The organism is Parviterribacter kavangonensis (assembly GCF_056863335.1).
Genome location: NZ_JBXPJA010000001.1, coordinates 281,479 through 303,276 on the forward strand (window position 1 = coordinate 281,479; position 21,798 = coordinate 303,276).

Annotated in this window: 26 protein-coding genes; 11 read left to right on the forward strand and 15 right to left on the reverse strand. The window is 73.1% G+C overall.

Annotation, left to right across the window (positions count from 1 at the left end; all coding sequences use genetic code 11):
* Positions 1-6: 6 nt before the first annotated feature.
* Positions 7-996 carry a GTP 3',8-cyclase MoaA gene (gene moaA / locus AC1UE4_RS01325; protein ID WP_482915419.1) on the reverse strand — a complete coding sequence of 330 codons (990 nt, stop codon included), beginning with the start codon at positions 994-996 and terminating at the stop codon, positions 7-9.
* 25 nt (positions 997-1,021) lie between these two features.
* Here moaA and AC1UE4_RS01330 point away from each other — a divergent pair, with 25 nt between their 5' ends.
* Positions 1,022-1,432 carry an Rv0361 family membrane protein gene (locus AC1UE4_RS01330; RefSeq protein WP_482915420.1) on the forward strand — a complete coding sequence of 137 codons (411 nt, stop codon included), beginning with the start codon at positions 1,022-1,024 and terminating at the stop codon, positions 1,430-1,432.
* Positions 1,429-2,334: a short-chain dehydrogenase/reductase gene (locus AC1UE4_RS01335; RefSeq protein WP_482915421.1), complete on the forward strand. Its 906-nt coding sequence runs from the start codon at positions 1,429-1,431 to the stop codon at positions 2,332-2,334. The genes AC1UE4_RS01330 and AC1UE4_RS01335 overlap by 4 nt, the downstream gene beginning before the upstream one ends.
* Here AC1UE4_RS01335 and AC1UE4_RS01340 read toward each other — a convergent pair.
* Genes AC1UE4_RS01340 through AC1UE4_RS01370 form a run of 7 tightly spaced genes read right to left on the reverse strand, consistent with a single transcriptional unit; the run spans position 2,331 to position 7,926 of the window.
* Positions 2,331-3,317 carry an LLM class flavin-dependent oxidoreductase gene (locus AC1UE4_RS01340; RefSeq protein WP_482915422.1) on the reverse strand — a complete coding sequence of 329 codons (987 nt, stop codon included), beginning with the start codon at positions 3,315-3,317 and terminating at the stop codon, positions 2,331-2,333. The two genes, AC1UE4_RS01335 and AC1UE4_RS01340, sit on opposite strands and share 4 nt — an antisense overlap.
* A gap of 11 nt (positions 3,318-3,328) precedes the next feature.
* Positions 3,329-4,120 (reverse strand): isocitrate lyase/PEP mutase family protein, encoded by a 792-nt coding sequence (locus AC1UE4_RS01345; protein ID WP_482915423.1) that lies wholly within the window; start codon positions 4,118-4,120, stop codon positions 3,329-3,331.
* Entirely contained in the window at positions 4,117-4,518 is a 402-nt protein-coding gene (locus tag AC1UE4_RS01350) for a hypothetical protein (RefSeq protein WP_482915424.1), read from the reverse strand. Before AC1UE4_RS01350 ends, AC1UE4_RS01345 begins: the two co-directional genes overlap by 4 nt.
* Positions 4,515-4,814: an antibiotic biosynthesis monooxygenase family protein gene (locus tag AC1UE4_RS01355; protein WP_482915425.1), complete on the reverse strand. Its 300-nt coding sequence runs from the start codon at positions 4,812-4,814 to the stop codon at positions 4,515-4,517. The genes AC1UE4_RS01350 and AC1UE4_RS01355 overlap by 4 nt, the downstream gene beginning before the upstream one ends.
* Positions 4,815-4,829: 15 nt before the next feature.
* Positions 4,830-4,997: a hypothetical protein gene (locus AC1UE4_RS01360; RefSeq protein WP_482915426.1), complete on the reverse strand. Its 168-nt coding sequence runs from the start codon at positions 4,995-4,997 to the stop codon at positions 4,830-4,832.
* Positions 4,994-5,953 carry an ArgK/MeaB family GTPase gene (locus tag AC1UE4_RS01365; protein ID WP_482915427.1) on the reverse strand — a complete coding sequence of 320 codons (960 nt, stop codon included), beginning with the start codon at positions 5,951-5,953 and terminating at the stop codon, positions 4,994-4,996. Before AC1UE4_RS01365 ends, AC1UE4_RS01360 begins: the two co-directional genes overlap by 4 nt.
* Entirely contained in the window at positions 5,950-7,926 is a 1,977-nt protein-coding gene (locus AC1UE4_RS01370) for a methylmalonyl-CoA mutase family protein (protein ID WP_482915428.1), read from the reverse strand. Before AC1UE4_RS01370 ends, AC1UE4_RS01365 begins: the two co-directional genes overlap by 4 nt.
* Positions 7,927-7,952: 26 nt before the next feature.
* Here AC1UE4_RS01370 and AC1UE4_RS01375 point away from each other — a divergent pair, with 26 nt between their 5' ends.
* The 4 genes from AC1UE4_RS01375 to AC1UE4_RS01390 are packed head-to-tail and all read left to right on the forward strand — an operon-like array spanning position 7,953 to position 10,746.
* Positions 7,953-8,783 (forward strand): class I SAM-dependent methyltransferase, encoded by an 831-nt coding sequence (locus tag AC1UE4_RS01375; RefSeq protein WP_482915429.1) that lies wholly within the window; start codon positions 7,953-7,955, stop codon positions 8,781-8,783.
* Positions 8,780-9,625: an MBL fold metallo-hydrolase gene (locus tag AC1UE4_RS01380; protein WP_482915430.1), complete on the forward strand. Its 846-nt coding sequence runs from the start codon at positions 8,780-8,782 to the stop codon at positions 9,623-9,625. The genes AC1UE4_RS01375 and AC1UE4_RS01380 overlap by 4 nt, the downstream gene beginning before the upstream one ends.
* Positions 9,615-9,905: an ATP-dependent Clp protease adaptor ClpS gene (locus tag AC1UE4_RS01385; RefSeq protein WP_482915431.1), complete on the forward strand. Its 291-nt coding sequence runs from the start codon at positions 9,615-9,617 to the stop codon at positions 9,903-9,905. Before AC1UE4_RS01380 ends, AC1UE4_RS01385 begins: the two co-directional genes overlap by 11 nt.
* Before the next feature lie 46 nt (positions 9,906-9,951).
* Positions 9,952-10,746: a SigB/SigF/SigG family RNA polymerase sigma factor gene (locus AC1UE4_RS01390; protein WP_482915432.1), complete on the forward strand. Its 795-nt coding sequence runs from the start codon at positions 9,952-9,954 to the stop codon at positions 10,744-10,746.
* A gap of 4 nt (positions 10,747-10,750) precedes the next feature.
* On the opposite strand, the gene AC1UE4_RS01395 is transcribed toward AC1UE4_RS01390, so the two are convergent.
* From AC1UE4_RS01395 to AC1UE4_RS01410, 4 genes are all read right to left on the reverse strand, one after another.
* Positions 10,751-11,134 (reverse strand): hypothetical protein, encoded by a 384-nt coding sequence (locus tag AC1UE4_RS01395; protein ID WP_482915433.1) that lies wholly within the window; start codon positions 11,132-11,134, stop codon positions 10,751-10,753.
* Positions 11,134-12,327 (reverse strand): crotonyl-CoA carboxylase/reductase, encoded by a 1,194-nt coding sequence (ccrA, locus tag AC1UE4_RS01400; protein ID WP_482915434.1) that lies wholly within the window; start codon positions 12,325-12,327, stop codon positions 11,134-11,136. The genes AC1UE4_RS01395 and ccrA overlap by 1 nt, the downstream gene beginning before the upstream one ends.
* A 145-nt stretch (positions 12,328-12,472) precedes the next feature.
* Complete coding sequence (locus AC1UE4_RS01405) at positions 12,473-12,901, reverse strand: hypothetical protein (protein ID WP_482915435.1); 429 nt, start codon at positions 12,899-12,901, stop codon at positions 12,473-12,475.
* A 51-nt stretch (positions 12,902-12,952) separates the two neighbouring features.
* Positions 12,953-13,138 (reverse strand): hypothetical protein, encoded by a 186-nt coding sequence (locus AC1UE4_RS01410; RefSeq protein WP_482915436.1) that lies wholly within the window; start codon positions 13,136-13,138, stop codon positions 12,953-12,955.
* Positions 13,139-13,219: 81 nt separating this feature from the next.
* Here AC1UE4_RS01410 and AC1UE4_RS01415 point away from each other — a divergent pair, with 81 nt between their 5' ends.
* Positions 13,220-14,938, forward strand: a complete 1,719-nt coding sequence (locus AC1UE4_RS01415) for an exonuclease domain-containing protein (RefSeq protein WP_482915437.1) — start codon at positions 13,220-13,222, stop codon at positions 14,936-14,938.
* 69 nt (positions 14,939-15,007) lie between these two features.
* Entirely contained in the window at positions 15,008-15,610 is a 603-nt protein-coding gene (locus AC1UE4_RS01420; RefSeq protein ID WP_482915438.1) for a hypothetical protein, read from the forward strand.
* 33 nt (positions 15,611-15,643) lie between these two features.
* On the opposite strand, the gene ygfZ is transcribed toward AC1UE4_RS01420, so the two are convergent.
* The gene (gene ygfZ, locus AC1UE4_RS01425; protein ID WP_482915439.1) at positions 15,644-16,603 is read right to left on the reverse strand and encodes a CAF17-like 4Fe-4S cluster assembly/insertion protein YgfZ; all 960 of its coding nucleotides are present in this window, start codon (positions 16,601-16,603) and stop codon (positions 15,644-15,646) included.
* Between the two features lie 27 nt (positions 16,604-16,630).
* On the opposite strand from ygfZ, the gene AC1UE4_RS01430 reads away from it, so the two are divergent.
* Positions 16,631-16,993 (forward strand): hypothetical protein, encoded by a 363-nt coding sequence (locus tag AC1UE4_RS01430; RefSeq protein ID WP_482915440.1) that lies wholly within the window; start codon positions 16,631-16,633, stop codon positions 16,991-16,993.
* A 12-nt stretch (positions 16,994-17,005) separates the two neighbouring features.
* Here the strand turns inward: AC1UE4_RS01430 and AC1UE4_RS01435 are convergent, their stop codons facing one another.
* Both AC1UE4_RS01435 and AC1UE4_RS01440 read right to left on the reverse strand, forming a co-directional pair.
* Entirely contained in the window at positions 17,006-17,623 is a 618-nt protein-coding gene (locus AC1UE4_RS01435; protein ID WP_482915441.1) for a hypothetical protein, read from the reverse strand.
* A 134-nt stretch (positions 17,624-17,757) separates the two neighbouring features.
* Complete coding sequence (locus AC1UE4_RS01440) at positions 17,758-18,699, reverse strand: ABC transporter substrate-binding protein (protein ID WP_482915442.1); 942 nt, start codon at positions 18,697-18,699, stop codon at positions 17,758-17,760.
* Between the two features lie 33 nt (positions 18,700-18,732).
* Between AC1UE4_RS01440 and AC1UE4_RS01445 the strand changes: the two genes are divergently transcribed.
* Both AC1UE4_RS01445 and cofH read left to right on the forward strand, forming a co-directional pair.
* Positions 18,733-19,560 (forward strand): MIP/aquaporin family protein, encoded by an 828-nt coding sequence (locus AC1UE4_RS01445; RefSeq protein WP_482915443.1) that lies wholly within the window; start codon positions 18,733-18,735, stop codon positions 19,558-19,560.
* Between the two features lie 10 nt (positions 19,561-19,570).
* Positions 19,571-21,793: a 5-amino-6-(D-ribitylamino)uracil--L-tyrosine 4-hydroxyphenyl transferase CofH gene (gene cofH, locus AC1UE4_RS01450; RefSeq protein ID WP_482915444.1), complete on the forward strand. Its 2,223-nt coding sequence runs from the start codon at positions 19,571-19,573 to the stop codon at positions 21,791-21,793.
* Positions 21,794-21,798: the final 5 nt, after the last annotated feature.

Sequence of the window (21,798 nt, forward strand, 5' to 3'; positions counted from 1 at the left end):
TCGCGGTCATCCGCCGATCGCGCTCATCGTGCGCGCCGGCTGCACGAACCCGGGCTCGTTGACCCGGTGCTTGAGCTCCTTGCGCCAGACGGCGTCGCGCACGATCCGCTCGAGCTCGTCGTCGGTCGCACCGGCGCGCAGGGGGTCGCGCAGGTCGGTCTCGTGCAGCGAGAACAGGCAGGTCCGCAGCTTGCCCTCGGCGGTCAGGCGGATGCGGTTGCAGTCGCCGCAGAAGGGCTCGCTGACCGGGTTGATGAACCCGATCCGGCCGACGCCGTCCGCGAAGCGCCAGACGCGGGCGGTCGCGTTCGGCTCGTGTGGCTCCGGCTCCAGCTCGAACTCGGCGGCGATGATCGCGCGGATCTCCTTGCCCGTCAGCACCTGCGTCATGTCCCAGGACCGCGACCCGTCGAGCGGCATGAACTCGATGAACCGAACCTCGTACGGATGCGAGCGGGCGAAGCGCGCGAACGGCAGCACCTCGTCCTCGGTGAACCCGCGCATCGCGACCGCGTTGACCTTGATCGGGTGCGCCTCGGGGAACGACCCGAGCACCTCGAGCCCGCGGAGCACGCGCGGCAGCGCGTCGCGGCGCGTCATCGCGAAGAACCGGTCGCGCTGCAGCGAGTCGATCGAGACGTTGAACCGCGTCACGCCGGCCCGCACGAGCGCCTCGGCGTCGCGCTCCAGCAGGTACCCGTTCGTCGTCACCGCGAGGTCGTCGACGAGCGGCGCGAGCATCGCCGCGAGCCCGGGGAAGTCCCGGCGCACGAGCGGCTCGCCGCCCGTCAGCCGCAGGTCCCGGACGCCCATCGACGCGAACAGCCCGACGAGCCGCGCTATCTCCTCGAACGTCAGCACGCTCTGGCGATCCAGCCACGGCAGCCCCTCGGCCGGCATGCAGTACTGGCAGCGGAAGTTGCAGCGGTCGGTGACCGAGAGCCGCAGGTCCCCGATGACCCGGCCGTGCCCGTCGCGCAACTGGTCGCGCTGCATCACCGGGGAGCGTAGCCTGCCGCCGATGCCCGCCGCCCGACTCCCGGCCGCCCTGCTGCTCGCCCTCGCCCTCGCCCTGTCCGCGTGCGGACGCGACGACCCCGAGGACGGGGTCCGCACGACGCTCGACGCGTTCGCCAAGGCGACGTCGACCAAGGACTTCCAGGCCATCTGCGACCAGGTGTTCGCCAAGCAGCTCGTCGACAAGGTCAACCAGGCCGTGCCGTGCGAGCTCGCGCTCAAGAACTCGAGCCTCGGCGACGCGCAGAAGCCGACGCTGCGCGTCATCAGCGTGAAGGTCGACGGCGACAAGGCGACCGCGCGGGTGCGGACCGCGGCGGCCAACCAGCCCGCCTCCGAGGACGACGTCGGCCTCGTCAGGGAGAGCGGCGACTGGCGCATCATCTCGCTGTCGTCCGAGGAGGGATCGAAGTGAGCACGCTCGACGGCAAGGTCGTCCTCATCACGGGAGCGGCGCGCGGGATCGGCGCCGAGACGGCGCGGCGCGCGGCCGCGCGCGGCGCGAAGCTGGCGCTCGTGGGCCTCGAGCCGGACGAGCTGCGCGGCGTCGCCGCCCAGTGCGGGCCCGACGCGCTCGCGATCGAGGCCGACATCGCCGACCCCGACGCCATCACCGACGCCTACCAGCAGGCCGCCGACCGCTTCGGTCGCATCGACGTCGTCTTCCAGAACGCCGGCATCGCGTCCGCGGGGACGCTCGCCGAGATCGACCCGGCGGCGTTCGACCGCGTCATCGCGGTCAACGTGCTCGGCACGTTCCGCTCGGCGCGCGCCGCGATCCCGCACCTGCGCGAGTCCGGCGGCTACCTGCTCATCAACGCGTCGATCGCCGCGCTCGTCACGGGCTTCCCCGGCATGGGCGCGTACTCGACGAGCAAGGCCGCGACCGAGGCGATCGCCAACACGCTGCGGGTGGAGCTCAAGCACCACGGCGTCGGCGTCGGCTGCGTCTACTACTCGTGGATCGACACCGACATGGTCCGCGGCGGGGAGGAGCACCGGGCGTTCCGCACGCTGCGCGGGACGCTGAAGGGGCCGCTTGCCAAGACCTATCCCGTGTCGCTGGCGGCGGAGCGGACCGTCGACGGCATCGAGAAGCGCGCCCGGCTGATCGTCGTGCCGTGGTGGGTGCGCGCGATGCTGCCGCTGCGCGGCCTCCTGCAGCCGATCTCCGAGCCGGCGATCCGTCCGGCGATCCCCACGATCGAGCGCGAGCTCGCCGAGGAGCTCGAGCAGCGCGGCGCCGACGCGGTGTTCCGCCCGGTCGGCGCCGGCGGCGCCGCGGCGGCCCGCGCGGGGTCCGAGCAGAAGGCCTAGGAGGAGGAGCCGGGCGCGGCGGCGCGCAGCGTCGCCTCGAAGTCCGTCCTGGCGATCGGCCCGACGCACGGCGACGTCACGCCCGCGTCGAGGTAGCGCTGCACGCCGGCGCGGACCTCGTCCTCGCCGCCGACCGCGGTCAGCACGGAGAGGAAGTCGTCTGAGATCGCCGCGGCCATCGCCTCCGCGTCGCCGCCCTGCGCGGCGGCGTCGAACGCCGCGATGTCGTCGCCGAAGCCGCTCCTCTCGATCATCGCGCGGTAGAAGGGCAGGCTGAAGTACGTCAGGAGGTCGCGGCGCTGCGCGTCGAAGGCGGATTCGACCCCACCCACCCCGTCCGTCAGCGCCGACGGCACGGCGGCGACGACATCGAACCCGTCGAGCGTCTTGCCCGCCTTCTCGCGCCCCTTGCGCACCTGCGGCATCACGACGTCGCGGACGTAGTTCGGGTTGCACAGCCACAGCACGACGCCGTCGGCGATCTCGCCGGCCAGCTCGAGCATCCGCGGCTGCAGCGCCGAGACGTAGATCGGCAGGTCGGGGTTGACCGGCATCGCCAGGCGGAAGCCGGTGCGCCACTTCTCGCCGGCCGGCGGGTCCGCGCCGCGGAAGATCGCGCGCAGGATCGCGACGTACTCGCGGGTCTCGGCGAGCGGCTTGTCGATCGTCTGCCCGAACCAGCCCTCCACGACCGGCCGGTGCGAGACGCCGATGCCCAGGCGGAAGCGCCCGCCGCTGATCTCGTCGACCGTCGCCGCGGCCTGCGCCATGTTCGCCGGCGTGCGGGTGTAGATCGGCGTCACGCCGGTGGCGAGCGCGACCCGCTTCGTGTGCGCCGCGTAGTGCTGCAGCACCGCGAGCGGCTCGCGCCCCGCGATGTGCGTGATCCAGACCGACTCGTACCCGAGCTCCTCCGCGAGCTCGGCGCGCTGGACGGCCTGCTCGAGCGAGCGGCCCACGGAGACGAAGCAACCCACGGCCATGCGGCCGGACGCTACTCGACGGGTGGCGGCGGCCGGAACGCGAGGTCGGCGGGGACGTGCGCGTGGTCGTGCAGCGCGTCGGCGGTGCGGCCGAGCGCGGCCAGGGCGGCGCCGAACGGGCCCGGTCCGAAGGAGACGCGCTGGACGCCGAGCGCCGCGAGCTCGCGCAGCGATGGCGATCGCGGCGACCCGAGGACGCTGACCGCCCCGAGCTCGTCGACGAGCGTGCGGATGCAGTCGCGGTCGTTGAGCCCGATCGCGAAGAAGCACGCGGCGCCCGCGTCGAGGTACGCCCGGCCGCGCGCGAGCGCGTCGTCGAGGCCGTCGCGCGGGTCGGACGCGCGCAGGAACACGTCGGTGCGGGCGTTGACGACGACTGGCACGCCGGCCTCCTCGCCCGCGGCGACCGCGGCGGCCACGCGGGCGACGGCGTCGCCGAGCGGTTCGCAGCGGTCCTCCAGGTTGCACCCGACGGCGCCCGCCTCGAGCGCGGCCCGGACGGTCGCGCCCGGGTCGCCGTAGCCGGCCTCGAGGTCGGCGGTCACCGGGAGGTCGCCCGCTGCGGCGACGACGCGCTCGAGCGACGTGAGCACGAGCTCGAACGGGATCTCCTCGTGGTCGGCGTAGCCGTGGACGGCGGCGACGGCCCAGCTCGCCGTCGCGATCGCCGCGGTCGCGGGCCGCGCGGCGACGACGCGCGCGCTCGCGGCGTCCCAGACGTTGACGAGCACGAGCAGCTCGGGCGCGGCGTGCAGCGCGCGCAGCTGCTCGGCGCGCTCTGCCGCGGGCGATGGCGCGCTCACGCGTGGACCGCGTCGCGCGCCGCCAGCAGCCGGTCGGCGACCTCGGTGGACCAGGGCCGGCCGCTCCCCTCGACGACGTCCGCGGCGATCTCGAGGTCGCGCCGCAGCCGCTCGAGCGGGAAGTCGCGGGCATGGAGCACGCGCGCGAGCCAGCCGACCTGCTGCTCGATCCGCGTGGCGCCCTCCACGTCGAGGATCGCCCAGTGGATGAGGTACTGGTTGTCGTGGACGCACCACTGGTGCCCGGCGTCGCCGTAGCGCTCCTCCTCGTCGGGGAACTCGCGGCGGTAGCGCTCGCAGACGTCGCGGGCGAGGTCGCGGACGTCGACCGTCGTGCCGTCGGGGGCGGTGACGTCGATCGGGGCGGCGGCGCCGCTGGGCGGGGCGGTCCGGCTCATTCGGCCACCACGTGCATGTGCTCGAGCCGCTCGAGCTTGATGGCGGCGTCGAGGTCGGCGGCGATGCGGTCGTGGCTGACCTTGTGCTCCCTGCTCTTCATGTACGTCTTGAAGCACTCGCGGTCGCGCCAGCGGCTCACCATCACGAGCTCGCCGGGGTCCCGGTCGGACTGCCAGACCTGGAGGTCGACGAACCCCTCGAAGGCGTCGACGAGGCGGGCGCGGGCCCGGAACGCGGTGACGAGCTCGTCGGCGCGGTCGGCGGGCACGCGGAGGCGGGAGAGCGACACGTACACGACCCGACTCTACGCCTACGGGGAGGAGCGGAGCATGAGCCCGACGACCGTCGCGGCGAACGCGATCACGCCGAACGTCATCGCCGTCCCGAGGTTCGTCGCGCCCGCCAGCTCGGCGATGATCGTGACGACGACGAAGACCCCGAGGGCGATCGCCGCGTCGACCAGGAAGCCGCGGTTCATGACGCCGCCTCCTGCGCCTTCTCCTCGAGCACCGCGGTCAGCGCCGCGACGTCGAGGCCCTCGTCCTGCTCGCCCAGCAGCTTCAGCGCCGCGCGGCGCCCGCCGAGCGCGCGGACCCCGCGTTCGCCGTGCTCGGCGGCGAAGTCGGCGAGCGCGCCGGCGCGCCGCGCCTCGGCACGCCGCGTACCCAGGTCGAGCCCCTCGCGGTGCTCGTCCAGCGCGGCCGCGAGCTCGTCGACGCCGCTCGGCGGCGCGAGGCTCGAGACCGCGAGCACGGGCGTGCCGCGCTCTCCGAGCGAGCGCAGCGCCGCGTTGAGGTCGCGGCGCGCGCGCATCGCGATGTCGCCGAGGTCGGCCTTCGTCACCACGAGCACGTCGGGCACCTCCATGATCCCCGCCTTGATGAACTGCAGCGCGTCGCCGGAGCCGGGCTGCACCACGACGGCGACCGTATCGGCCACCTCGGCGATCTCCGTCTCCGACTGCCCGACGCCGACCGTCTCGATGACGACGACGTCGAACGCGGCGCTCAGCGCCTGCGCGGCCGCGCGCGTCGCCGGCGCCAGCCCGCCGAGCCGCCCGCCCGCCGCCGTCGACCGGATCAGGACGTTCGCGTCCTCGGGGTCGAACTCGATCCGCGCGCGGTCGCCCAGCAGCGACCCGCCGGAGCGCTTCGACGACGGGTCGACGGCGAGCACCGCGACGCTGCGCCCGTCGTCGCGCCAGTGCTTGACGAGCGCGGACAGCAGCGACGACTTGCCCGCGCCGGGCGGCCCGGTGACGCCGATGAGGTGGCCCTTCGGCTCGGCGCCGATCGCGGCGGGGGACACCTCGCGCAGCAGCGCGGCGACGTCGTCCGCCTTCGTCCGCGACTCGACGAGGTTCAGGGCAGCGGGCGCCGCGGAGAGGTCGCCCTCACGCAGGCGGCGGCCGAGATCGGAGCCCGAAGCGGTCAAGCCGCAACGCCGTGGCGCTCGCCGACGAGCGTCACGATGTCGCGCATGATCTTCGTCAGGTCGAAGTCCTTCGGCGTGTAGACCGCGGCGACGCCGCCGTCCTTGAGCGGCTGGACATCGGCCTCGGGGATGATCCCGCCGACCACGACCGGCACGTCGACGTCGCGCTCGCGCAGCGCCGCGATCACGCCGGGGATGAGCTCGCGGTGCGAGCCCGAGAGGATCGACAGGCCCACGACGTGCACGCCCTCGTCGAGCGCGCTCTTCGCGATCTGCGCCGGCGTCAGGCGGATGCCCTCGTAGACGACGTCCATGCCGGCGTCGCGGGCGCGGACGGCGATCTGCTCGGCGCCGTTGGAGTGGCCGTCGAGGCCGGGCTTGCCGACGAGGATCTTCAGGCGCCGGCCGAGCGACTCCGACACGCGCTCGACCTCCTCGCGCACCTCCTCGAGCGTCTCGCCCGCGGGCTCGCCGGTCGCCTCGCCGACGCCGGTGGGCGCGCGGTACGAGCCGAAGACGTCGCGCAGCGCGGCCGCCCACTCGCCGGTCGTGACGCCCGCGCGGGCCGCCTCGATCGTCGCGGGCATGATGTTCTCCGTCGACCCCGCGACGCGCTTGAGCTCCTCGAGCGCCTTGTCGGCACGGGCCTGGTCGCGCTGCGAGCGCCACTCCTCGACGGCGGCGCGCTGCTCGGCCTCGACGCCCGGGTCGACGACGAGGATGCCGCCCTCGGCGTCGCTCGTCAGCGGCGACGGCTCGGTCTCCACGTACTTGTTCAGGCCGACGACGATCTGCTCGCCGTCCTCGATGCGGCGGATCCGCTCGCGGTGCGAGTCGACGAGCGCGGCCTTCATGTACGGGACCGCATCGACGGCGCCGCCGTGCTCGGCCACGACCGCCATCTCGGCCCGCGCGCCCTCGACGAGCTCCGCGACGAGGCCCTCCATCACCTTCGAGCCCTCGAAGAGGTCGGGGTACTCGAGCAGGTCGGTCTCGTAGGCGAGCACCTGCTGCAGGCGCAGCGACCACTGCTGGTCCCACGGCCGCGGCAGGCCGAGCGCCTCGTTCCACGCCGGCAGCTGGATCGCGCGCGCCCGCGCGTCGCGCCCGAGCGTCACGGCGAGCGCCTCGAGCACGATGCGCTGGACGTTGTTCTCCGGCTGCTGCTCGGTGAGGCCGAGCGAGTTGACCTGCACGCCGTAGCGGAAGCGGAGGTGCTTGGCGTCCTTGACGCCGTAGCGCTCGCGGCCGAGCTCCTCCCAGAGCTGGCCCATCGCGCGCAGCTTCGCGTGCTCCTCGACGAACCGCACGCCGGCGTTGACGAAGAACGAGATGCGCCCGAACACCTGGCCCATGAGGTCCTGGTCGACGCGGTCGCGGACGGCGTCGAGCACGGCGATCGCGTTGGACATCGCGTACGCGATCTCCTGGACCGGCGTCGCGCCCGCCTCCTGCAGGTGGTACGAGCAGATGTTGATCGGGTTCCACTTCGGGATCTCGGTCACCGTGTAGGCGACCATGTCCGCGATCAGCCGCATCGACGGGCCGGGCGGGAACGCGTACGTCCCGCGGGCGAGGAACTCCTTGATGATGTCGTTCTGCGTGGTGCCGGCGAGCGCGTCCTGCTGGACGCCCTGCTCCTCGGCGGCGACGACGTAGAGCGCCAGCAGCCAGGCCGCCGTCGCGTTGATCGTCATCGACGTGTTCATGCGGTCGAGCGGGATGCCCTCCATGAGCGTCCGCATGTCGCCGAGATGGGCGACCGGCACGCCGACCTTGCCGACCTCGCCGCGCGCGAGCTCATGATCGGCGTCGTAGCCCGTCTGCGTCGGCAGGTCGAACGCGACCGACAGGCCGGTCTGGCCCTTCGCGAGGTTGCGCCGGTACAGCTCGTTGGACTTCGCGGCGGTCGAATGCCCCGCGTAGGTCCGCATCATCCAGGGTCGATCCGGCTGGTCCAGGCGCACGCTCATGCCGCAGATCCTACGATGCGAGCCCCGTGCGCCAGCCACTTGGAGAACGCGTTCGCGACTCGCTCAAGCTCAGGACGCTCGACCTCAAGGACCGGCTGAGCGGCCGTGCCGACCGGCTCGTGCCGCCGCGCAGGCTCGACTTCGTCGGGCACTCGGACTTCGTCGAGACCGGCGACGAGTTCCTCACGCACTTCGTCGAGGTCGGCGGCCTGCAGCCCGGCCACCACGTCCTCGACGTCGGCTGCGGGATCGGCCGGATGGCCCGCCCGCTCACGGGCTATCTGTCGAAGGACGGCGGCTACGACGGCTTCGACGTCAACCGCGAGGGCATCGGCTGGTGCCGGCGCCACTACGGCCGCTTCAAGAACTTCCGCTTCACGGTCGCCGACCTCTACAACCGCCGTTACAACCCGACGGGCGAGCACGCCGCCACCGAGTACCGCTTCCCGTACGACGACGCGCGGTTCGACTTCGCCATCGCCACCTCGGTGTTCACGCACCTGCTCGAGGCGGAGGCCGACCACTACCTCGCCGAGCTCGGGCGCGTGCTCAAGCCGGGCGGTCGCGCCGTGACGACGTGGTTCCTGCTCGACGAGGAGTCGCGCCGCCACATCGCCGAGGGCCGCAGCGGCCTGGCGTTCATCGACGCGCACGAGCCCGTCGCAGTGCTCAGCGAGGACCTGCCGGAGGAGGCCGTCGCGTTCGACGAGGGCTGGGTCTACGACCACGTCGCCCGCCACGGGCTCGACGTCGTCGAGCCGACCCATCCCGGCTCGTGGTGCGGGCGCGAGGCGTTCACGTCGTTCCAGGACCTCGTCGTGCTCGAGCGGCGCGACGGGAAGGAGGAGCAGTCATGAGGACGATCGACGTGCGGCATCTCGGCCGCGAACGGGTCATCGCCAGCTACCTGGTCGACGGGTCGCTCGTCGACTGCGGCCCCGCGTCGGCGCTCGACGGGCTGCTCGAGGGGCTCGGCGACGAGCGGCCGGCGCGCCTGCTGCTCACGCACATCCACCTCGACCACGCCGGCGCGGCCGGGTCGCTCGTGCAGCGCTGGCCCGACCTCGAGGTTTGGGTGCACGAGCGCGGCGCGCCGCACCTCGTCGACCCCACGAAGCTGCTGGCCAGCGCGGGGCGCCTCTACGGCGACGACATGGACCGGCTGTGGGGCGAGGTCGTCCCGGTGCCGGCGCGCAACCTGCGCGTGCTGACGGGCGGCGAGCGTATCGCCGGCTGGCACGTCGCCTACACGCCGGGGCACGCCTCGCACCACGTCTCCTACCTGCACGACCGCACCGGGACCGCGTTCGTCGGCGACACTGGCGGCGTGCGGATCCCGCCCGACGGGCCGGTGCTGCCGCCCACCCCGCCGCCGGACATCGACCCCGCCGCCTGGCAGGAGTCGATCGACGTCATCGCCGACTGGGAGCCCGACCAGCTCGCGATCACCCACTTCGGCCTCTGGCACGACGTCGACGCGCAGCTCGACGAGCTGCGCGAGGCGCTCGACCGCGCGCTCGCATGGGCGCGCGAGCTGCACGACGTCGACCTCTACGCCGCGCGCCTCGGGCACTTCCTGCGTCAGCGCACGGACGCCGAGACGATCGCCGCGTACGAGCAGGGGATGCCCCCCGACCAGCTGTACCCGGGCTTGGAGCGCGCCCTGGCTCGGGTAGAGACTGGTGGCGATGGGACCTGAGACCGTCGAGATCGAACGCACGTCGGGGCCCGAGGCGGGCCTGGGCGGCAACTGGAAGGTCATCGTGCTCAACGACGACCACAACACGTTCGACCACGTCGCGCTCGCGCTCGCCCGCCACATCCCTGGCATCAACGTCAGCCAGGGCTACGCGATCGCCGACACGATCCACAACACGGGTCGCTCCGTGGTGTGGAGCGGGCTGCGCGAGCAGGCCGAGCTCTACTGGGAGCTGCTGCGCGACGAGGGGCTGACGATGGCTCCTCTCGAACGTGACTGACGCCCCGCCGAAGGGGTTGGGGCCCTGACCCCGTAGAGTGCAGGAGGTGCGCCGCAGCGTCGACGAGCTCGGCCGGGAGGCACGCGCGGGGGAGCCACGAGGCGATCGCGAGCGTGTGCTTCTGCGCCGCTACCACGAGTCCGGGGACACCCGGGCCCGGGATCAGCTCGCCGAGGAGATGCTGCCGCTGGCGCGCGCCCTCGCGGGCCGCTACGCCGGTCGCGGCGAGCCGCTCGACGACCTCGTGCAGGTCGCCTGCGTCGGGATCATGAAGGCGATCGAAGGGTTCGATCTCAGCCGCGACGTCCGTTTCTCGTCCTACGCCACGCCGACCGTGCTCGGCGAGATCAAGCGCCACTTCCGCGACAAGACGTGGGCCGTCCGCGTTCCGCGCGGCACGCAGGAGCTCCAGCTGCAGGTCGCCAAGGCGCGCGACGAGCTGACGAACGAGCTCGGCCGCTCGCCGACCGTGATGGAGCTCGCCAAGAAGGTGGACGCGCCGTTCGAGGACGTCCTGTCGACCATCCAGAGCGCCGACGCGCGGCGCGCGCGCTCGTTCGACGAGCCCATCGGCGAGGACGCGACGCTCGCGGACTCGATCGGCAGCGTCGACCCCGAGCTCGGCCGCGCCGAGATCCGCGTGCTCATCGACGGCGCGCTCGACGTCCTCACCACGCGCGACCGCGAGATCCTGCGGCTGCGCTTCGAGGAGGACCTCACGCAGACGGAGATCTCGCGCCGCATCGGCGTGTCGCAGATGCAGGTCTCGCGGCTCATCCGCCAGGCGCTCGCGCGCCTGCGGATGAACATCGAGCGCTCCGGCCGCGCGGACGCGGCCTAGCGCGTCAGCCGGCCTGCGCGTCCCCGGTCTCGCCGGGGTCGCCGTTCGCGTGGACGGCGGCGGGCTCACCGCCGTAGCCGGGATCGCTCGGCAGGTGACCCTCGGTGGCGATGTCGGCCCACTGGTAGAGCACGGGGATCTGGTAGTGGCCGGAGTGCTTCGCACGCCAGCGCACGAAGTCCGGGCCGTTCCAGTAGCGCTCCCAGTCGACCTTGCTCTCGAAGGTCGCGACCTGGAGGAACTTGTAGCGGTCGTCGCGGTAGCGGTAGACGGCGTAGGACGTCGCGCCGAAGCGGACCGCGAGCGGCGCGATCTCCGCCAGCGCCGCCTCCATCGAGTCGGCCCGGAAGCCCGTGGCGTACCACGGGATGTGCACGCTGCCGGCCATCAGGCACCCACCTCCGCGCGGATGGCGCCGGGCCCCTCGGCGGTGCGGCCCTCGCCCTCCTTCTCGGCACCCACGAGAACCGCGATCTTCCCGAGGTGCTTGTTCTCGTGCATCAGCTGGTGCGCGTTCGCGACGTCCTCGAAGGGCATCGTCTTCCACAGCACCGGCCGGATCTTCGACTCCTCGATGAGCGCGTTGGCGAGGTTGCACTCCCACGCGTTCGCGAAGTGCGAGCCGAGGATCTCCTTCTGGCGCATCCAGAGGTAGCGGACGTCGAAGTCGAGCGTGTAGCCCGAGGTCGCGCCGCAGATGACGACCTTGCCGAACGTCTTGACCGTCAGCACGGACGTCGGGAACGTCGCCTTGCCGACGTGCTCGAAGACCGTGTCGGGCGCGTCGCCGAGGAGCTCCTTGACGCGCTTGGAGAACGCGCGCGAGGCCTTGAAGCGGGCCTTCTCCTCCTCGGGCGACTCGCCGCCCTTGCGCATCATCTCCTTGAACTCGTTGCGGTCGATGTAGCCGACCGCGCCGAGCTGCTCGACGAGCTTGCCCTTCTCCTCGGAGGAGACGACGCCGACGCAGTCCGCACCGGTGAGCTTGCAGAGCTGCACGGCGAAGACGCCGAGGCCGCCGGCCGCGCCCCAGATGAGGACCTTGTGGCCCGACTGGAGGTTCGCCCGGTTCATGAGCATCCGGTACGCCGTGAAGTACGTCAGGCCGTAGGACGCGGCCTCCTCCCAGGCGAGGTGCTTCGGCTTGGGAAGCAGCTGCTGCGCCTGGACCTTCGTGAACTGCGCGAACGAGCCCCAGGTCGTCTCATAGCCCCAGATCCGCTGCGACGGCGCCGCCATCGGATCGAGCCCGTGGACCTCGGGGTCCTCGTACGAGGTCATGTTGCAGTGGATGACGACCTCGTCGCCCGGCTTCCAGCGCGTGACCCCCGAGCCGACCTTCCACACGACGCCCGAGGCGTCCGAGCCGCCGATGTGATGGCCGAACTCGGGATGGTCGCCGTAGCCGAACACCGAGACGGGCTGGCCGAGCGCCGCCCAGACGTTGTTGAAGTTCACGCCGGCGGCCATGACGCGGACGATGACCTCGAACGCGCCGGGCTCCGGGACCTCGATCTCCTCGACCTGGAAGGCGTCCGTGGGCTCGCCCTCGCGCTCCTGGCGGATGACCCACGCCGCCATGGTGGCGGGCAGCTCTCCGGGTTCGGTGTCGACGGTGGAGACTTGACTCAGATCAACGGCCACTGGGGTTCGGGTTCCTTCGCTCGCTTCAAGAGAACGCAGGCCCGGAGACTAGTGGGAGCGCCGCCGCGGGGCGCTGCCGTCGCTACGGCTGGAGCAGGTCGTTCTGCGCGGTCTCGCGCTCGGCGCCGACCTTCAGCGCCGCGGCCTTGATGCCGTTGGCGGCCACCGCGACCTTGTACGTGCCGCGCTTGAGATCCGCGTTCAGCGACGCGGTGTCGCCGGGGTTGATCGGGCCGGTGCGCTGGCGGATGCCGGGGTTGCTGCCGCCGAGCTCGTCGGTCTCGAGCGTGATCTCCTGCGCCTTCTGCGTCTCGTTGGCGACGATGAGCGTGACGGGCCCGGCGCCGAACGAGCGCGGGGACACGGAGACCTCGCCGCCGTTGATGGACGCGCTGATGACGATCGGCGCGGGCGGGCGCGGGTTGTTCTCGTAGTCGGTGTCGTCGCCGCAGCCGGCCACGAACGCGGCGGACAGCGCGACGACGGGGATCAGCGAACGGACCCGGTGCAAAGCTCTTGAGACCTCTCCTCGCGGGTCCGGCGGACCCGAGTCGCGCGAACCCTACCCCAAGGGCGGGCGGCGAAGCGCCGGTGGCGGCGCGATGCCGGCGAGCACGTCCTGCAGGCGCTGCCAGGCGTCCGCCTCGGCCCGGTCGTACTCCGCGCCCTCGAGCCCGCGGGTCGCCTCGGCGTACTCGTCCCACGCCCGGCGCAGCTCTTCGGCGGTGAGGGGGGCGAGCGCGGGCATGGCCCGATGCTACTCCCCGCGGCGGAGTGCAATCGCGCATGCGAGCCGTCTGGCCCGGGGCGTACAACGCGCGGTCCGCCCATGGACCTCCTCGACGCCCCGCTTGCCCGCACCGAGTTCCTCGTCGTCGACACCGAGACGAACGGGAAGGCCGGCGACGCGTGCGAGCTGACCGAGGTCGGGGCGGTGCTCGTCGGCGGCGGCGAGCTGCACGAGCGCTGGGAGACGCTCGTCGGCGTGCGCGCGCCGCTGTCGCGCGGGATCCAGCGCTTCACCGGGATCACGCAGGCGATGGTCGACGAGGCGCCGGCCGCCGAGGCGGTCCTGCCCGAGCTGGCCGACCAGCTCCACGGCCGCGTCCTCGTCGGCCACAACGTCTCGTTCGACCGGCGCGTGCTGCGTCAGGCGTTCGAACGCGCCGATCTCGAGTGGGAGGACCCGCCGGCGCTGTGCACGGTCGCGCTGGCACGCCGGTTCGCGCCGCTCGCGCGCCAGCGCAAGCTCGTCGCGCTGGCGGGCTCGCTCGGCATCGACGTCGAGGTCGCGCACCGCGCGCTCGCCGACGCCGAGACGTGCGCGCGCGTGTTCTGCGCGCTGTTCCCGCGGCTGTGCGCGCACGCGTCGACGGTGGGCGAGGCGCTGGAGGTGCTGCGGCCGACGCGGCGCCGGTCCGCGTCGAAGCCCGACCTCCCGCGCCGCCGCGCGACGAACCGCCCCGAGTTCGCCGACCTGCCGGACACGCCGGGCGTCTACATCTTCCGCAACGCCGAGGGCCAGCCGCTGTACGTGGGCAAGTCGGTCAACCTGCGCACGCGCGCGCGATCGCACTTCGCGCCGTCGGCGCCGACCGGCGACTGGACCGCGCAGGCGTCGATCGTCGACCACCGGCCGACGCGGTCGGAGCTGGGGGCGCTGCTGCTGGAGGCGCGCCTCATCAAGTCGCTGCGGCCGCCGGGCAACGTGAAGCTCAAGAAGGTCGACCCGTTCGTCTACCTGCGCTGCCGGTTCGACGTGTCGTTCCCCGTGCTCGAGATCGCCGACGAGCCGGCGGCGGGGCACTCGGTGAACGTCGGGCCGCTGCGGGGGCGCGCAACGGCGGTCGAGCTGAAGGAGCAGCTCGACTCGCTCTTCGGCCTGCGCCACTGCGGGCGCAAGCTGCACCGCCGCGACCATCCGTCGGTGTACGGGCAGATGGGCCGCTGCCTGTCGCCGTGCCTGGGCGACCTCGACCCGAACCTCTATCGCCGGCGGCTGGACGAGGCACTCGCGCTGTTCACCGGCCGCGGGGACGGGGGAGCGGCGCTGCTCGCGCACGTCGAGCGCCAGATGCGCGAGGCCGCCGACGCGCGCGCGTACGAACGGGCGGCGTGGCTGCGCCGCCGTCACGGCCGGTTGCGCCACCTGCTCGAGCGTCTGGGCCCGCTGCTGCGCGCGGCGCACACGCATCCGCGGCTGGTGCTGGCGCCGGGGGAGGGAGGCGCCGACGCGTTCTGGCTCGTCGGCGGGCGCGTCGTCGACTGGGGGCCCGTCGACGGGGGCGTGGACGAGCTCGCGGACCGCACCGCCGTTGCGTTGCGGCGCTCCGCCGAGCCGTTCGTCCCGCCCGACGAGGTGCACGAGATGCGGATCGTGGCGACGTGGCTGGCGGCCAACGAGCCGCCCGTCCTGGACCTCGGGCGACCGCCGGCGCGCGGGTCCCTCGCGGCGCTCGCGCAACGTGCCGGCATCGAGGAACTTGCGCCGATCCCCACGCCAGTGGACGGATGTCGGACTCGCGCTGATCGCTTGCTCGCTCCATGATCCGGGGAACCTGCCCTGACCGATGCCGGACGGATCCGGCGCCGGGTGGGCCGAGAGGTCAGATCACGGATGAGCCAGCAGCACCAGGTCGAGCCCTCGGCCGACATCAGGGCGTTCCTGCCGCGACCCGGCGAGGCGGTCGACGCCTACGCCGATCGTCTGCGCTGCCTGCACCGCGATCTCAGCCTGGTCCTGCAGGCCGTCGAGCGCGGCCTCAGCGCCGAAGAGGACGAGCCGCCGGCCCCGCCGACGCCGCTCTCCGCGGCCGACCTGCCGGAGACGCCGGTCTCCCCGCCCGACTCGCCGGTGTCGCCTTCCTTCGCGTCCGACGAGGACCTCTCGGCCGCCGACGAGCCCGATGCGGTCGTCGCCGTGGTGGTGCCGCCGGCGCCTCGTCGCGCGCCCGCGCCTCTCCCCGCGCCGGGGACGGCGCGCGTCGAGGTCATCTCCTCGCCGCGCGAGCCGATGCCGGACTTCGATCGCCGCGAGGCTCCCCGCCCGCTCGAGGAGCGCCGCCCGCCGCCCGAGCCGGCGCACGCCGAGATCTCCCCGCCGGCGCCGGCCTCCGCGTCGCCGGCCGCCTTCACCCTCCCACCGCTCGTCGCCGGCGCGATCGTCGTCGGGTGGCTGACGATCGTCGCCTTGCTCGTCGCGCTTCTCGCGGCCTCGTGAGACGCCGCTCCGCGCCCGGCGCGGAGACGGCCGTCAGCCCTCGAACGGAAGCTCTTCGACCGTTGCGCTGATGCCCGCATCGCCAACCGCGAGCGTCGCGCCGGGTTCTGCCTCGCGGCGGACGAGGGCAAGGGCGATCGGGCCGTGCACGGGCGAGACCACGGCGCTGCCGACGTGGCCGACGACCTTCTCGCCGAGGCGCAGCTCATCGCCGGTCGCCGCCGGCGCGGAGAGGCGGAGGCCGCGCAGGTGGCGGTTCGGCTTGCCCTTGTAGAAGAGGCGCGCGACGGTCTCCTGGCCGACGTAGCAGCCCTTCGTGAAGCTGACCGCGCGGTCGTTGAGGCCCGCCTCCTGCGGGATCGTGCCCTCGTCGAGGTCGATGCCGTAGCGGGGGCGGCCGTGCTCGACGCGGACGATCTCCGCGACCTCCTCGGCGACGTCGCGCGCGCCGGCCTCGCGCAGCGCCGCGGCGACGGCCTCGGTGTCGTCGCCGTCGCACAGCACGTCGACGCCGACGTCGGTCACGACGAGCAGCACGTCGCGGCCGCCCACCGACGCCGTCGCGTTGTCGTGCTCCGCCGTTCCCAGCAGCGCCGTCTCCGCGCCGCACACCTCGCGCGCCTTGGGGCCGATCAGCGACAGCAGCCCGCGCTGGAGCGTGCGCTTGTGCAGCTCGACGTCGAAGCCGATCTTCGACCGCCGCACCATGTCGAACAGCGCCTGCAGCGAGACGCGCTCGGTGTCGAGCAGCAGCTCGTCCCCGACATCAAGCACGCGCACGTCGCCGAGCATCTTGCCCTTGTGCGTGAGGAACGCCGCGTACAGGCCGTGGCCGGCCGTGAGCGCCTCGGTGTCGTTCGAGACCTGGCCGTTGAGGAACGTCTTGGCCTCGGAGCCGGTGAGGGCGAGCTTGCCGCGCTCGGACCGGTCCACCAGGCCGCAGGCGCCGGTCAGCGTGGCGTGGTCGGAAGCGAGCGAGTCGGTGACAGCCACGCCTTCGAGGGTACTGTTGGGACCCTCATGGGCCTCGCCGACACCTTCCAGCAGATCGTCGACTCGCTCTCCGACGACTGGAGCGACATGGACCTCGACCTGCGGATCTTCGACGAGGACCGCTACATCGAGGCCGCGACGTACTTGACGATCATCTACCCGCAGCCGTACTCGAAGCACGACTGGCACTGGCGGATCATGGTCGCCCACCGCTTCGGCCACGCCGCGGCGGTGCCCCCGACGCACGCCGCGCTGAAGATGCTCGACGACGCCGGGATCGCCGGCGAGCTGGCGGTCCGCTCGGTGAAGGTCGGCCGCGCCGAGGTGAACCCCATGTGGGGGCGCCCCGAGTCGGTGCGCCAGGAGTTCCGGAAGCTCCGCGGCTTCTAGCCGCGCGCGCGCTCAGCGCTTCCAGAAGGTCGTGCGCGCGGCGGCGCCGGCCTTGCTCATCCCGATGTGGATGTGGTCGAGGTGGCCGACGGTCGGGTTCACCCCGCGCTTGCGCTTGCCGCTCTTGCCGTAGCACGGGTCGTACGGCTGGAACTGGTCCATGCCGGCGCCCCAGTACGAGCAGTCCCAGATGAGCTCCTCGACGCCCATCCGGCGCGCGAGCGCGTGCGGCGTGCCGAGCTTGTCGGGTGCGAGCAGCAGGCGGATGAGCGCGCGGCCCTTCGCCTTGTCGGCCGGGACGCGGACGTCGAGGTGCCAGTCGATCGCGCGGTTCTCGGCGTGCAGCGAGGCCGAGTGCTTGCCCCACTTCTCGCAGCGGTACGACCCCCAGAACACGCCGCCGGCGTTGCGCTGCAGCCAGGCGGTCAGCCGCACGATCCCCGGCCGCGAGGCGTTCGGAGTGCAGCGGGTGGCGGGGTCGTAGTGCTCGGGATCGGGCTCGACGGATGCCAGGACGTTCGCGGGGTTGCCCTGGACGGGACCGAGGACGGCGGGGAGACGGAAGGCGTCGGCGGCGGGCGCGGCGGCAAGCGAGACCAGCACCGCGCCGAGCGACAGGAGACGGCGCATGGCCGGGAGATCGGCGCCTCGCGACGAGCCTTGAGCGCGGGGCCGCATTGCCCGGACGCCCGCCCACCGCGACTTCTCTCGCCCCCCGGCGACGCCTCTCGCCCCCCGCGACCTCTCTTCGCCGGCGCCGGGCGTCAGCCGCTGAAGCGCGTCACGAAGCGTTCGGCGACGTCGGGCTTGCGCGCGACGACGCCGTACTTCGCGGCCCACGCGGCCCACTGCTCGAGCACCGCGGGGTCGAGCGTCCCGAACCGGCGGCCGCCCTCGCGGAACGCGGGGGAGACGGCGCGGAGCTGCGCGAGCAGCGCCGCCCGGTCGCGGGCGCGGCCGTCGCGCATGAGCGTCTCGACCGCCAGCTCGGGGTCGCGGATCGCCTCGTCGTAGCCGCGCCGCAGCGCGGCGATCGTCGCGCGGATGAGGTCCGGCTGCTCGGTGAGCGTCCGGCGCGTCGTGGCGAGGACGAGGCCGGGGAACGTGGGCGCGCCGTAGTCGTCGGGCCGCAGGACGTCGCGGTCCGGGAAGAGGTCCCAGCGTGCGACGGCGCCGGCGACGCGGCCGTCCGTCAGATCGCTCGCCGGATGCTCGGCGGGGACGGCACGCACTTCCGCGGGGTCACCGCCGTCGCCGTCCACCACGGCGCGCAGCAGCCCGAGGTCGCGCATCGACGCCCGCGCCGACGTCGTGCCGGTGGCCACCGCGACCCGCTCGCCCTCCAGCTCGCGCGGCCGGCGGGCATCGCTCAGCACGCCGACGAGCGGCGCCTGCACGAGCGCCATCACCCCGACCACGTCGTCGCTCGCGGCGGCGAGCTCGTCGATCCCCAGCAGCGCCAGCTGCGCACGCCCGGTCTCGAGCTGCCGCACCGGATCGCTGCCCGGCCGCGGCGCCCGGATCCGGAGGGTCGCTCCCTCGCCGCGATCGAACTCCCGCGCCACGGCGACGTACGCGCCGGCGTGGACTGCGGCCGGCGCGCCGTCGAGCACGAGCGTCGCCCGGCGCACGTCCGGCTCGAGCGTCCCGCCGCAGGCAGGGAGCAGCAGCGCGAGGACGAAGAGGAGCGGCAGCGTGCGGCGCACGCGGGGCAGTGTGCCGAGATCGAGGGAGGACCGGTGACGGACAGCACGACGACGGAGGAACGGCGCGGCGCGGACGCGTACGTCGCGGAGCTCATCGGCACGTTCCTGCTCGTCCTCTTCATCGGGATGGTCCTCTCGCTGCACAACGCGGCGGGCATCGGCGTCACCGACTGGGCGGTCATCGGCCTCCTGCACCTCTTCGTCCTCGCGGTCCTGCTGCGCACGCTGGGCGGCGTCTCGGGGGGCCACTTCAACCCGGCCGTCACCGTCACGTTCGCCATGCTGCGCCGGATCGCGCCGATCGACGCGGCGATCTACGTCGTCCTCCAGCTGCTCGGCGCGCTCGTCGGCGCCCTCGTCGTGAAGCTCCTGCTCGAGAACGAGGGCGATCCGGTCGGCTACGGCGCGCCCGTCCTCTCGCCGCTCATCGACGGCAAGGCCCTGTCGGGCTTCGCCTGCGAGCTGATCGGCACCTTCGTCCTCGTCTGGGCCTACCTCCACGCAACAACGGGGTCAGGCACCGTGCGTGCACGTGCACGCACGGTGCCTGACCCCTTCGTTGCGGCCGGGGCTCTCGCCGCGGGTGTCTTCGTCTTCGGGCCGCTCACGGGCGGCGCGCTGAACCCGGCGCGCGCGTTCGGGCCGTCACTGGTCGGCGGCGGCGAGAGCGTCGGGACGTTCCTGCTGGTCTACGTCCTCGGGCCGCTCGTCGGCGCGGTGCTCGCGGGGTTCGCGACCACTGCGCTCACCCTCGCGCCGAAGCGCGCCGGCGAGCCGCCGGCCGCGGCCGTCGCCTCACCCGGCGGCGGCGAGATCCTGCTCGACACCACCCGCCCGCCGGACCGCGACGACCCGTCCTAGACTCGGCTGCGTGGGCGCTCCCCGCCGCCGAGTCACGTTCTCGCGCAACGTCACGCTGTCGCTGTCGAGGACGTGCGTCTCGCACTGCAAGTACTGCGCGTTCCAGACGCACCAGCCGCACTTGCAGGAGCCCGAGGAGGTCATGGCGCTCCTCGACCACGTCGCGAAGCGCAACGTCAAGGAGCTGCTCGTCCTCACCGGCGACGAGCCCGACCACCATCCCGGCGTGCGCGCGAAGCTCGCCGAGCTCGGCCACCCCGACTTCGTCGCCTACGTCGTGTGGGCGTGCGAGCGGGCGCTGGAGCGGGGCATTCTCCCGCACACCAACCTCGGCGCCCTCTCGAAGCGCGATCTGGAGCGGCTGCGCGAGGTCACCGCGTCGCAGGGGCTCATGCTCGAGTCGACGCGCGACGACCTCGTCGCGCACCAGGGCTCGCCGACGAAGCTGCCCGAATTGCGGCTGGGGACGATCCGCGCCGCGGGGGAGCTCGGCATCCCGTTCACGAGCGGGATCCTCGTCGGCATCGGCGAGACGCCGGAGGACCGCCTCGACGCGCTGCGCGCCCTCGCGGAGGTCAACGCCGAGCACGGCCACCTCCAGGAAGTCATCCTCCAGAACTTCGTCCCGCACCGCCGGTACTACGGCGAGGAGCCCGCCGAGATCGCGACCGAGGCGGCCGAGCGCTTCTGGCGGACCGGCCTGCACGACGACCCGGCGGTGCCCGCGCCCGCCTGGGCGTCACCGGTGACGATCGCCGAGCTCGAGCAGCTCGTCCGCGACGCGCGCGCGATCCTCGGGCCGGACGTCGGCATCCAGGTGCCGCCCAACCTCAGCGACTGGTGGCCGCAGCTCGTCGCCGCCGGCGCCACCGACCTCGGCGGCCTCTCCGCCAACGGCGACCACATCTCGCCGGAGCACCCGTTCCCCTCGCCCCACCAGGTCCGCAAGCGGCTTCAGGCCGACGGCGTCGCGCTGACCGAACGGCTCTGCGTCTACCCGCAGTACATCGACCCCGAGTGGCTGTCGCAGGGCGTGCTCGACGTCATCAAGACGAAGTTCTGGTCGTTCATCCCGCGGCGCGGCTCGGGCCGCCGCGACGAGCGGCCGATCCGCACCGAGCTCGTGGCCGGCGCGATCGCGAAGGGCCGCGACGGCGAGCAGCTCACCGCCGACGAGCTGACCGCGCTGTTCGCCGAGACGCGCCCGGAGGCGATCGAGGACATGCGCCAGGCGGCCGACGAGCTGCGCGCCGAGCTGGCCGGCGAGACCGTCACCTTCGTCGTCAACCGCAACATCAACGTCTCGAACGTGTGCATCGTCGGCTGCGCGTTCTGCGGCTTCGGTCAGGGCCGGCGCTCACCGGACGCCTACAGCCACGACCGGGCGGAGTTCGAGCGCCGCGTGGACGAGGCCGTCGCGTACGGCGCCACCGAGATCTGCATGCAGTCCGGCATCCACCCGGACTGGGGCCTGGACGAGTACCTGCACTGGCTGCGCGTCGCGAAGGAGCGCGCGCCGCAGCTGCATCTCCACGCCTACTCGCCGATGGAGATCGCGCACATGGTCGACGTCTCCGGCCTCCCGCCGTCGGAGGTCTTCGCGCGCCTGCGCGACGCCGGCCTCGACTCGACCCCCGGCACCGCGGCCGAGGTCCTCCACGACGGCGTGCGCGAGCGCATCAGCCCGAACAAGCTTCCCGTCGCGCGCTGGGTCGAGATCATCGAGGCCTCGCACCACGCCGGCCTGCGCTCCACCAGCACCGTGATGTTCGGCCACATCGAGGAGCCGTGGGAGCTCGCCGAGCACATGCGGGTCATCAGGGAGCTGCAGGAACGCACCGGCGGCATCACCGAGTTCGTCCCGCTGTCGTTCATCCCGTTCCACACGTTGCTCGGGCGCACGCACGGCGTCGAGGAGATCAGCCGCGAGGAGAACCTCAAGCACACCGCCGTGTTCCGCCTCGCGCTCGGCCGGACGATCCCGAACGTCCAGGCCTCGTGGGTGAAGATGGGCCTCGACGTCGCCACCGAGGCGCTGCGCTGGGGCGTCAACGACCTCGGCGGCACGCTGATGGAGGAGAACATCTCCCGTCTCGCGGGCTCCTACCACGGCGTCAGGCTCGACCCGCCGGAGCTGATCGCCGCCGCGCACCGCGCCGGCCGCCCGGCGGCGGAGCGCACGACGCTCTACGGCATCCGCCGCCGGTACCCGCTCGAAGCGGTCGCGGCCTAGCGAGG

Bases quoted from the DNA above. Each gene is read 5' to 3' on its own strand.
- AC1UE4_RS01340 (WP_482915422.1), bottom strand. From the start codon at position 3,317: ATGGCCGTGGGTTGCTTCGTCTCCGTGGGCCGCTCGCTCGAGCAGGCC.
- AC1UE4_RS01415 (WP_482915437.1), top strand. From the start codon at position 13,220: ATGGACCTCCTCGACGCCCCGCTTGCCCGCACCGAGTTCCTCGTCGTC.
- AC1UE4_RS01395 (WP_482915433.1), bottom strand. From the start codon at position 11,134: ATGGCCGGCAGCGTGCACATCCCGTGGTACGCCACGGGCTTCCGGGCC.
- AC1UE4_RS01430 (WP_482915440.1), top strand. From the start codon at position 16,631: ATGGGCCTCGCCGACACCTTCCAGCAGATCGTCGACTCGCTCTCCGAC.
- AC1UE4_RS01380 (WP_482915430.1), top strand. From the start codon at position 8,780: ATGAGGACGATCGACGTGCGGCATCTCGGCCGCGAACGGGTCATCGCC.
- AC1UE4_RS01330 (WP_482915420.1), top strand. From the start codon at position 1,022: ATGCCCGCCGCCCGACTCCCGGCCGCCCTGCTGCTCGCCCTCGCCCTC.
- moaA (WP_482915419.1), bottom strand. From the start codon at position 996: ATGCAGCGCGACCAGTTGCGCGACGGGCACGGCCGGGTCATCGGGGAC.
- AC1UE4_RS01435 (WP_482915441.1), bottom strand. From the start codon at position 17,623: ATGCGCCGTCTCCTGTCGCTCGGCGCGGTGCTGGTCTCGCTTGCCGCC.
- ccrA (WP_482915434.1), bottom strand. From the start codon at position 12,327: ATGGCGGCGTGGGTCATCCGCCAGGAGCGCGAGGGCGAGCCCACGGAC.
- AC1UE4_RS01410 (WP_482915436.1), bottom strand. From the start codon at position 13,138: ATGCCCGCGCTCGCCCCCCTCACCGCCGAAGAGCTGCGCCGGGCGTGG.
- AC1UE4_RS01350 (WP_482915424.1), bottom strand. From the start codon at position 4,518: ATGAGCCGGACCGCCCCGCCCAGCGGCGCCGCCGCCCCGATCGACGTC.
- AC1UE4_RS01385 (WP_482915431.1), top strand. From the start codon at position 9,615: ATGGGACCTGAGACCGTCGAGATCGAACGCACGTCGGGGCCCGAGGCG.
- AC1UE4_RS01370 (WP_482915428.1), bottom strand. From the start codon at position 7,926: ATGAGCGTGCGCCTGGACCAGCCGGATCGACCCTGGATGATGCGGACC.
- AC1UE4_RS01360 (WP_482915426.1), bottom strand. From the start codon at position 4,997: ATGAACCGCGGCTTCCTGGTCGACGCGGCGATCGCCCTCGGGGTCTTC.
- AC1UE4_RS01420 (WP_482915438.1), top strand. From the start codon at position 15,008: ATGAGCCAGCAGCACCAGGTCGAGCCCTCGGCCGACATCAGGGCGTTC.